The organism is Micromonospora sp. (genome assembly GCF_048594385.1).
Taxonomy (GTDB): domain Bacteria; phylum Actinomycetota; class Actinomycetes; order Mycobacteriales; family Micromonosporaceae; genus Micromonospora; species Micromonospora wenchangensis.
In genome coordinates this window covers 1-9,245 of record NZ_JBMDWU010000158.1, presented here as the reverse complement: position 1 = coordinate 9,245, position 9,245 = coordinate 1, and the positions used below count along the sequence as shown (strand labels likewise).

Genomic DNA, 9,245 nt, shown 5'->3' with positions numbered 1-9,245 from the left:
GTCGCCCCTGGGAGGAGATGTCATGACCGCAGCACCCAGCCTGCCCGAACGGCACGAGTGGACGGTCGACGACCTCGGCGACCTGCCGAAGGACCTTCCGTACGAACTGATCAACGGAAGGTTGATCGTGCCGTCCCCCACGCCGCTACACCAGTTCGTCTGTGCCCGGGTGGTGTTCGCCCTCGAACTCCACTGCCCGGACGACTACTTCGTCAGCATGGACCAGTCCCTGTCGATCGACCGCCGCAACGAACCACGACCGGACGTGGTGGTCATCCGGGTCGAGCAGGCGAACCGTTCGCCGGTGCCGGTCCAGGACGCCCTGCTCGCCGTCGAGGTCATCTCCCCCGAATCGACCATCCGCGACCGGCACGAGAAGGTCCGCATCTACGCCAACGCCGGAGTGGGTGCCTACTGGGTCCTCGATCCGCTGCGTGAGAAGATCACCTTTACCGAACTGCTGTTGAGCCCCAAGGGCGGCTACGAGCCCAGCGTGGAGACCGACGGCCTGGTCACCATCGACCGGCCCTGGAAGGTGACGCTCGACCTCCCGGCGTGGACGCGGCGTCGGCAGGAGGTCCTCGAACGGGCGCGGAAGTGATCGGGTAGGACTGTGCGCATGGCTCTGCATGTGCGCGGTGTGCTCCTACCCGACGACGAGGTCCGGGACGTCTGGCTCGACGGCGACCGGGTCACCTTCGACCCGGTGCCCGACGCCGAGACGGTCGCCGACTCCGGGTTCGTGCTGCCCGGCCTGGTCGACGCCCACTGCCACCTCGGCATCGCCCGGGGCGCCACCCCGGTCACCTCCCTCGACCAGGCCCGCACGTTGGCCCGTACCGACCGGGACGCCGGGGTGCTCGCGCTGCGCGACGCCGGCTCGCCGTACCCGTACCCCGAACTCGACGACGAACCGGACCTGCCGCGACTGGCCCGCGCCGGGCGGCACGTCGCCCCGCCGAAGCGCTACCTGCGCGACATCGGTCTGGAGGTCGACGCGGCGGAGGTGACCGCGGCGGTCACCGCGCAGGCCGCCGCCGGCAACGGCTGGGTCAAGCTGGTCGGTGACTGGATCGACCGGGGCGTCGGCGACCTCGCCCCGGCCTGGGACGCCGACACGATGGCCGCCGCCGTGGCCGCCGCGCACGCCGCCGGGGTACGCGCGGCGGTGCACACGTTCAGCGAGTCGGCCGTGGAGATCATGGTGCGGGCCGGGGTGGACTCGGTGGAGCACGGCACCGGGCTGAGCCTCGACCTGATCGACCTGATGGCCCGGCAGGGCACCGCGCTGGTCCCCACGATGATCAACATTCGGACCTTCGGGGGCATCGCCGCCGCGGCCCGCCCCAAGTTCCCCGGCTACGCCGACCACATGCTCGCCCTGCGCGACCGCTTCCCCGAGGTGGTGCGTGCCGCCCACGAGGCCGGGGTGCCGATCTACGTGGGCACCGACGCGGGCGGCGGCATCGACCACGGGCTGGCCGCCGAGGAGATGCTGCTGCTGCACGAGCAGGCCGGCATGCCCGCCGTGGACGTCCTCGCCGCCGCCTCCTGGCGGGCCCGACAGTGGCTCGGCTTCCCCGGCCTGGTCGAGGGCGGCCTGGCGGACCTGGTCGTCTACCCCGAGGACCCGCGCCGCGACCTGCGGGTGGTCCGGACGCCCAGCCGGATCGTCCTGCGCGGCCGGGTGGTCCGCTGACCGGCCGGGTCGCCCGTGGCCGGCCCGCGCGCCGGTTGCGCCGCCGACCACGGTGGTCGACGGCCACGGACGCCGCTCAGCGCACGTCGAGTTCGTACTCGGCCTCGACCCAGAACCGCGCGCCGTCGTGCCCGGCGAAGGTCAGCCGGTGTGTGCCCGGCGCCGGCGGCGGCACCAGCCCCCACAGGCCCCAGCAGGAGACCTGCACCGGCCACGGCCAGGTGGTGACGACGTTGTTGAAGAACCCCCGGACCGGGAACGAGGCGGCGGAGCCGGCCGGCCGTACCGGCACCGGGGCCCCGTCCAGTTCGGCGTGCCCGCTGGCGTCGGGCATCGGCTCGGCCGGCTCGTCGCGGCGGCCGGGCTGCCAGTAGCTGAACGCCGGGAAGAACAGGGGACGGCCTGCCGGCACCACGCAGCGCCGGCTGACCCCGCCGCCGAAGGTGCCCGCGAGGAACCACACGTCGTCCGGCTGGTGACGCCCGCCGTGCCGGCCGGTGTCGTCCCTGACCGGGTTGACCGGCTGACGGTGCGCGGCCACCCAGGCCACCCAGCGGGCGGCGAGCGGGGCCAGGGCCGGTGCCGGGTCGCAGAGCATGACGGCAGATGGTAGTGCGGGCGCGCCCGGCTGCGCCGACCCGTCGGGGGGCGCATAGGATGTGCGGTCATGGCTCGCGTGCTCACTCCCCGTGCGGAGGACTTTCCCCGCTGGTACCAGGACCTGATCGCCAAGGCGAAGCTGGCCGACAACGGCCCGGTCCGGGGGACCATGGTCATCCGACCGGCCGGCTACGCCATCTGGGAGCGGATGCAGGCCGAGATGGACGCCCGGATCAAGGCGGCCGGCGCGGAGAACGCGTACTTCCCGCTGTTCATCCCGGAGAGCTACCTCAAGCGCGAGGCCGAGCACGTCGAGGGCTTCTCGCCGGAGCTGGCGGTGGTCACCCACGGTGGCGGCAAGCAGCTCGCCGAGCCGGTGGTGGTGCGCCCCACCAGCGAGACGGTGATCGGCGAGTTCATGGCCAAGTGGATCGACTCGTACCGGGACCTGCCGTTGCTGCTCAACCAGTGGGCGAACGTGGTCCGCTGGGAGTTGCGGCCCCGGGTCTTCCTGCGTACCAGCGAGTTCCTCTGGCAGGAGGGGCACACCGCGCACGCCACGCGTGAAGACGCCCGCGCCTACGCCCGCAAGATCCTGCACGAGGCGTACGAGGACCTGATGGTCAACGTGCTGGGCATCCCGGTGGTGGTCGGGTTGAAGACGGCCCGGGAGCGGTTCGCCGGGGCGACCGCCACCTACACCTGCGAAGGCATGATGGGCGACGGCAAGGCGCTGCAGCTCGGCACCAGCCACGAGCTGGGGCAGAACTTCGCCAAGGCGTTCGACATCAGCTACTCCTCGGCCGAGGGTGGCCGGGAGCACGCCTGGACGACCTCCTGGGGCACCTCCACCCGGATGCTCGGCGGGCTGATCATGGCGCACGGTGACGACAACGGGCTGCGGGTGCCGCCGAGGCTGGCCCCGATCCAGGCGTACGTCATGATCGTCAAGGCGGGCGACGGCGTCGGCGAGGCGGCGGCCAAGCTGCGTGACGCGCTGCGCGACGCCGGCGTCCGGGTCGCGCTCGACGACCGCACCGACACCGCGTTCGGCCGCCGGGCCGTCGACGCCGAGCTGCGCGGCTACCCGGTACGCGTCGAGGTCGGCCCCCGCGACCTGGCCGCCGGCAACGCGGTCGTGGTCCGGCGGACGGACGGCTCGAAGGCCCCCACCCCGGTCGCCGACGTCGTCGACGCCGTCCTGGCCGCCCTGGAGGCCGACCAGCAGGCCCTGCACGACGAGGCACTCGCCCACCGGCGGTCCCGCACCGTCGAGGTGTCCACCCTCGCCGAGGCGATCGAGGCGGCGGCCACCGGCTGGGCCATGGTGCCGTGGTCGGCCGTCGGCATCGCGGGCGAGGCCGAGGCCAACGGCCAGGGCGTCACCGTCCGGTGCCTGTTGCGCGCCGACGGCTCCGTCCCGGACAACGAGGACGAGCCGGACCTGACCGCCATCCTGGCCCGCGCCTACTGAACCGCCCCACGGCGCCCGGTCCGCCGACCCGCTCTCTGCCGGCGGTGCCTCCCGTGTACCGCCGGCTCACCGGGACGCGGGCCGGCGTCGTGGCCGGAGCCCGGGAGCGCCGGGACCGGCGCGCCGCAGGTGCGTGCAGAGCTGTGGAGGTGTGGTGCGTTTCGAACCGGGTCAGCTGATCGTGCACCGGAACGTGCGGCACGGCCGGATCGGGTGGGTCCGGCCGGCCCGGGTGGTGCTCGACGACGACCGGGGCCTGCTGCTCTGGGTGGCCCGGGACACGCCGGTGGCGCACGAGGTGTCCGAGGCGGGGCTGGGCATGCGGGCGATGCCGTTCACCGAGTGGATCACCTCGTCGTACCGGCTGGCCCGGGGCCGGTGGAACGGACCGCCGCTGCTGGAGTTCCTGCCGGTGGGCGCGGCCCACTCGGTCTGGTTCTTCCGCGACGAGAAGGACCGGTTCGCCGCCTGGTACGTCAACCTGGAGGAGCCCGGCGTCCGGTGGGACGACGGGTCGCTGGCCGGGGTGGACGTGGTCGACCAGGACCTGGACGTGGTGGTCCGGCCCGACCACAGCTGGCAGTGGAAGGACGAGGACGAGTTCTCCGAGCGGCTCGCCTTCCCCGACCACTACTGGGTGACCGACGAGAAGGCCGTACGCGCGGAGGGGGAGCGGGTGATCGCCCTCGCCGAGGCGGGGACGTTCCCGTTCGACGGCACCTGGTGCGACTTCGTCCCGCCGGGCGACTGGACGCCCCCGACGGAGCTGCCACCCGGCTGGGACCGGCCACCCGCGCGATGAGTGTGTCGTAGCTCACTGGCGACCGGCCCGCCGGTCGGCCGTGCCGGTCGGGTGGGCCGATGTGAGTGTTCGGCGGGTGATCTGGCAGAATGGGTCGCTGGTATCCGGCGCGCGTCCGGCGCCCTCTAACCCGGGCGCGTCGCCAGTCCATCGAGCAGTCTCCGGCCCAACCCCACTGTGCCGGTCGACGCTCACCCGTGCACCGCCCGTAGCCGGGTCGGTGAAATCGCAACAGGAGCGAAACAACTGTGGCCGTAAAGATCCGGCTCCTGCGGATGGGCAAGATCCGCAACCCGCAGTACCGCATCGTCATCGCGGACTCGCGCACCAAGCGTGACGGTCGCGCGATCGAGTTCGTGGGCGTCTACCAGCCGAAGGAAGACCCCTCGATCATCGAGGTCAAGTCGGAGCGGGTCCAGTACTGGCTCTCGGTCGGCGCGCAGCCGAGCGAGGCCGTCCAGCGTCTGCTGGAGCTGACCGGCGACTGGCAGAAGTTCAAGGGCCTGCCGGCCCCGCCGCCGCTCAAGGTCGCCGCCGAGCGCGCCGACCGCAAGGCGGCGTACGAGGCCGAGGCGAAGGCCGCCGCCGGCCTGGCCCCGGAGACCCCCGCCAAGCCGGCCCGCAAGGCCGCCAAGGCGGAGGCCCCGGCCGAGACCGAGACGCCGAAGACCGAGGCTCCGGCCGAGGCCCCGGCTGCTGCTGCCGACGCCGGTGAGCAGGCCTGACATGCCGCTGCGTCCCGCCCTGGAGCACCTGGTCAAGGGAATCGTCGACCACCCGGACGACGTGCGCGTCCGCATGGTCGACTCCCGTCGGGGCAAGCGGCTGGAAGTCCGCGTGCACCCGGAGGATCTCGGCACGGTGATCGGGCGGTCCGGGCGGACCGCCAAGGCGCTGCGTCAGGTGATCGGCTCCATCGGTGGACGCGGGGTACGCGTCGACATCGTCGACTCGTACTGATGCTGCTCATCGTCGGCAGGATCGGCAAACCGCACGGCATCCGCGGTGAGGTCACCGTGGAGGTGCGGACCGACGAGCCCGAAGCGCGGTTCGCCCCCGGCGCGGTGCTGTGCACCGAGCCGGGGGCGACGCCCCGGGTGGCGGCACCGCGCCGGGGGGCGGCCGAGCCGGTCGAGGCCGTCGCTCCCGGCGTGGCCTACGAGGTCCCCGACGAGCTGACCATCGAGTCGGCCCGCTGGCACCAGGGGCGGATGCTGGTGGCCTTCGAAGGGGTACTCGACCGGGAGTCCGCCGAGGCGCTGCGCGGCACCCTGCTCGGGGTGGACAGCGCCTCCGTCGCCCCCCCGGAGGACCCGGAGGAGTTCCACGACCACCAGCTGGTCGGCCTGGCCGTGGTCACCCCGGCCGGTGAGCACCTCGGCGAGGTGGCGAAGATCGACCACGCGCCCGCCTCCGACCTGCTCGTCCTGCGCCGCCCCCAGGGGGGCAGTGCGCTGATCCCGTTCGTCAAGGCGATCGTCCCGGAGGTCGATCTCGCCGGCGGACGCGTCGTCGTCGACCCGCCGGCCGGTCTGCTCGACCTCTAGCCGGAAGCCACCCACATGCGCGTCGACATCGTGTCGATCTTCCCGGAGTACTTCGCCCCGCTCGACCTGTCCCTGATCGGGCGGGCCCGGGAGCAGGGACTGCTCCGGCTGGCCGTCCATGACCTGCGGGACTGGACGCACGACGTGCACCGCACGGTCGACGACACGCCGTACGGCGGCGGGCCGGGCATGGTGATGCGACCCGAGCCGTGGGGTGAGGCGCTGGACGCGCTGGCCCCCGACGAACTGGCCCCGGACGGCCTGACCCTGCCCCGGCTGCTGGTGCCCTCCCCGGCCGGTGCGCCGTTCACCCAGGCGATGGCGCACGAGCTGGCCGCCGAGTCGCACCTGCTCTTCGCCTGCGGCCGGTACGAGGGCATCGACCAGCGGGTGCTCGACCACGCGGCGACCCGGCTGCGGGTCACCGAGGTCTCGCTCGGCGACTACGTGCTCTTCGGTGGCGAGGTCGCGGTGCTGGTGATCCTGGAGGCGGTCACCCGGCTGCTGCCCGGGGTGCTCGGCAATGCCGGTTCGCTGGACGACGAGTCGCACGCCCACGGCCTGCTGGAAGCCCCGATGTACACCAAGCCGGCGAGCTGGCGGGGGTACGAGGTGCCCGACGTGCTCCGCTCGGGCGACCACGGGCGGATCGCCCGCTGGCGGCGCGACGAGGCGCTGACCCGGACGGCCCGCCGACGGCCCGACATGATCGCCGCGCTGTCCCCGGAGATTCTGGATAAACGGGACGTGGCCGCGCTGGATCGGGGTGGCTTCCCCCTGCCCCCGGGGGATGTGGCAAAGTAGAGGGGTTGCCGCATCCGTCCACGCCGTGGGCGGCTGCGAGGATTCCCGACCGGGGTCGGCCCGCCGGCAACCACCCGGGGATCAGAATCACCCATCCGCGCACCGAGTGACGGTGCGCCGTGAGCATTACGAGGACGCAGCGATGAACATCCTGGACGCCCTTGACGCCCAGTCGAAGCGTACCGACATCCCCGACTTCCGGGCCGGTGACACCGTCAAGGTGCACGCGCGGGTGGTCGAGGGCAACCGGTCCCGGGTCCAGATCTTCCAGGGCGTCGTCATCCGCCGCCAGGGTGACGGTCTGCGCGAGACCTTCACGGTCCGCAAGGTCAGCTTCGGTGTGGGTGTGGAGCGGACGTACCCGCTCAACGGCCCGGGTATCGACCGGATCGAGGTCGTGACCCGCGGTGACGTGCGCCGGGCCAAGCTCTACTACCTGCGCGAGCTGCGCGGCAAGAAGGCCAAGATCAAGGAGAAGCGCGAGAAGCAGCCCAGCTGATCTCCGTTCGCCACGCCGCCTGACCTGCGCGGATGTCGTATCGACCAGAGCGCATTACGCTGATCGGTACGGGCGCAGACCGGCGGATGGTGTCGCGACGACAGATCGCGGCGCTCCGATCGTCCCTGCCGCCCGTGGGGCCTCGACGAGGCTCCCGGGCGGTAGTGTCGTTTCTGCGGACCGGGGAGTGGCGTGGTGCAGGTGCTTGACTCGAACGGCACAGCGGACCCGTGGCGTCGGCGGGTCCGCCCCGCCCGTCGACAGATGCCCCTCTGGCAGGAGCTGCCACTGCTGTTGATCGTGGCCTTCTGCCTCGCGGTGCTGATCCGCACCTTCCTGCTCCAGGCCTTCTTCATCCCGTCCAGCTCGATGGAGGACACCCTCCTCATCGGCGACCGGGTCCTGGTCAACAAGGTCGTCTACGACATGCGCGACCCGTTGCGCGGTGAGGTCGTGGTGTTCCGGGGCACCGACAAGTGGGTCGCCCAGGAGAATCCCGTGCCGCCGACCGGTGCCGCCGGCAAGATCGGTCGCACCCTCGGCGATCTGGTCGGGGTGAGCCGCCCCGGCGAGAAGGACTTCATCAAACGGGTGATCGGGCTGCCCGGCGACCGGGTCAAGTGCTGCGACGACCAGGGCCGGGTCATGGTCAACGGCATCCCGCTCGACGAGCCGTACGTGGTGCGGAACTCCCCGCTGGACGTCCCGCCGAACCCCAAGGAGTGCCGGTCCCGCCGGTTCGACGAGGTGGTCGTACCCCCGGGGCAGATCTTCGTGATGGGTGACCACCGGCTGGTCTCCCAGGACGCCCGCTGCCAGGGTCCGGTGCCGATCGACAACGTGGTCGGCCGGGCGTTCATGGTGGTGTGGCCGTCGTCGCGGTGGGCGTCGCTGCCGGTGCCGGCCACCTTCGCCAAGCTGTCCGACTCCGCCGCCGCGAACACCGCCCCGGCCCCGGTACGGCCGACCCCGACCGGCGACGTGGTCCTGCTCCTCCCGGTCGCCGCCCTGCTCGCCGCCGGCACCCGGTCCGGGCGACGGGCGTGGTCCCGCGACCCCGCACGGCCCGGCGGTCGGGGCCGGTTCCGCCGACGGGAACGGTGGTGGCGGGCCGGGTGGCGGGAACCCCTCCGGCGTTCCGGGCGGCCCGTTCGGCTCCGGCGACGTAGGCTCCACCCGTGATTGACGAGCAGACCGAAAAGCCGCGCAGCTCCTTCTGGAAGGAGCTGCCCATCCTCCTGGGCGTCGCGATCCTGGTGGCGGTGCTGGTCCGCGCATTCGTGCTGCAGACCTTCTTCATCCCCTCGCCGTCCATGGAGAACACCCTCAAGATCGACGATCGGGTGCTGGTCAACAAGCTGGTCTACGACTTCCGGTCACCGCACCGGGGCGAGGTCGTGGTGTTCAAGGCACCGACCGAGTGGAGCGGCAACCCCGACGGCGAGGACTTCATCAAGCGGGTGATCGGGGTCGGCGGCGACCACGTGGTCTGCTGCGACGCGCAGGACCGACTCACGATCAACGGCAAGTCCCTCGACGAGCCCTACATCTACTCCGCGAACGGCCAGCAGGACAAGCCCGCCGACCAGGAGTTCGACATCACCGTCCCGGCGGGGCGGCTCTGGGTGATGGGTGACCACCGCTCGGCCTCCGGGGACTCCCTGGAGCACTGGCAGCAGTCCGGTCGCAACATCGACAGCGCCACCATCCCCGAGGGGGAGGTCGTGGGTCGGGCCTTCACCGTGTTCTGGCCGTTCGACCGGGCCACCTGGCTCACCGTGCCGAAGTCGTTCGACGGGATTCCCAACCCCTGACCGGCC

General features: G+C 72.2%; 11 protein-coding genes and 1 pseudogene. 11 read left to right on the top strand and 1 reads right to left on the bottom strand.

Annotated features, from left to right (window positions below; translation table 11 throughout):
- Window positions 1-22 precede the first annotated feature (22 nt).
- Window positions 23-601 (top strand): Uma2 family endonuclease, encoded by a 579-nt coding sequence (locus ACOJTC_RS08350; RefSeq protein ID WP_420116397.1) that lies wholly within the window; start codon window positions 23-25, stop codon window positions 599-601.
- Window positions 602-619: 18 nt separating this feature from the next.
- On the top strand, window positions 620-1,699 hold the full coding sequence (locus ACOJTC_RS08345; protein ID WP_204956864.1) for an amidohydrolase family protein: 1,080 nt from the start codon (window positions 620-622) through the stop codon (window positions 1,697-1,699).
- Window positions 1,700-1,775: 76 nt separating this feature from the next.
- On the opposite strand, the gene ACOJTC_RS08340 is transcribed toward ACOJTC_RS08345, so the two are convergent.
- Window positions 1,776-2,297 carry a hypothetical protein gene (locus ACOJTC_RS08340; RefSeq protein WP_204923821.1) on the bottom strand — a complete coding sequence of 174 codons (522 nt, stop codon included), beginning with the start codon at window positions 2,295-2,297 and terminating at the stop codon, window positions 1,776-1,778.
- Window positions 2,298-2,366: 69 nt separating this feature from the next.
- Between ACOJTC_RS08340 and proS the strand changes: the two genes are divergently transcribed.
- The 9 genes and pseudogenes from proS (at window position 2,367) to lepB (ACOJTC_RS08295) (ending at window position 9,239) form a co-directional block, all read left to right on the top strand.
- Window positions 2,367-3,773: a proline--tRNA ligase gene (proS, locus tag ACOJTC_RS08335; protein WP_204923822.1), complete on the top strand. Its 1,407-nt coding sequence runs from the start codon at window positions 2,367-2,369 to the stop codon at window positions 3,771-3,773.
- A gap of 154 nt (window positions 3,774-3,927) precedes the next feature.
- Window positions 3,928-4,575: a DUF402 domain-containing protein gene (locus tag ACOJTC_RS08330; protein WP_420116396.1), complete on the top strand. Its 648-nt coding sequence runs from the start codon at window positions 3,928-3,930 to the stop codon at window positions 4,573-4,575.
- Window positions 4,576-4,823: 248 nt separating this feature from the next.
- Entirely contained in the window at window positions 4,824-5,300 is a 477-nt protein-coding gene (gene rpsP, locus ACOJTC_RS08325; RefSeq protein WP_357928565.1) for a 30S ribosomal protein S16, read from the top strand.
- Window positions 5,275-5,535 (top strand): RNA-binding protein, encoded by a 261-nt coding sequence (locus ACOJTC_RS08320; protein WP_172862164.1) that lies wholly within the window; start codon window positions 5,275-5,277, stop codon window positions 5,533-5,535. Before rpsP ends, ACOJTC_RS08320 begins: the two co-directional genes overlap by 26 nt.
- 2 nt (window positions 5,536-5,537) lie before the next feature.
- Window positions 5,538-6,122, top strand: a complete 585-nt coding sequence (gene rimM / locus ACOJTC_RS08315) for a ribosome maturation factor RimM (protein ID WP_420116398.1) — start codon at window positions 5,538-5,540, stop codon at window positions 6,120-6,122.
- A 15-nt stretch (window positions 6,123-6,137) separates the two neighbouring features.
- The gene (trmD, locus tag ACOJTC_RS08310) at window positions 6,138-6,926 is read left to right on the top strand and encodes a tRNA (guanosine(37)-N1)-methyltransferase TrmD (protein WP_363652284.1); all 789 of its coding nucleotides are present in this window, start codon (window positions 6,138-6,140) and stop codon (window positions 6,924-6,926) included.
- A gap of 142 nt (window positions 6,927-7,068) precedes the next feature.
- A complete protein-coding gene (rplS, locus tag ACOJTC_RS08305; protein ID WP_088646705.1) occupies window positions 7,069-7,425 on the top strand; it encodes a 50S ribosomal protein L19 in 357 nt (118 codons plus the stop codon).
- A 192-nt stretch (window positions 7,426-7,617) separates the two neighbouring features.
- A pseudogene (gene lepB / locus ACOJTC_RS08300) lies at window positions 7,618-8,439 on the top strand (signal peptidase I); the annotation flags it as partial.
- Window positions 8,440-8,603: 164 nt separating this feature from the next.
- The gene (gene lepB / locus ACOJTC_RS08295) at window positions 8,604-9,239 is read left to right on the top strand and encodes a signal peptidase I (RefSeq protein ID WP_088646703.1); all 636 of its coding nucleotides are present in this window, start codon (window positions 8,604-8,606) and stop codon (window positions 9,237-9,239) included.
- Window positions 9,240-9,245 lie beyond the last annotated feature (6 nt).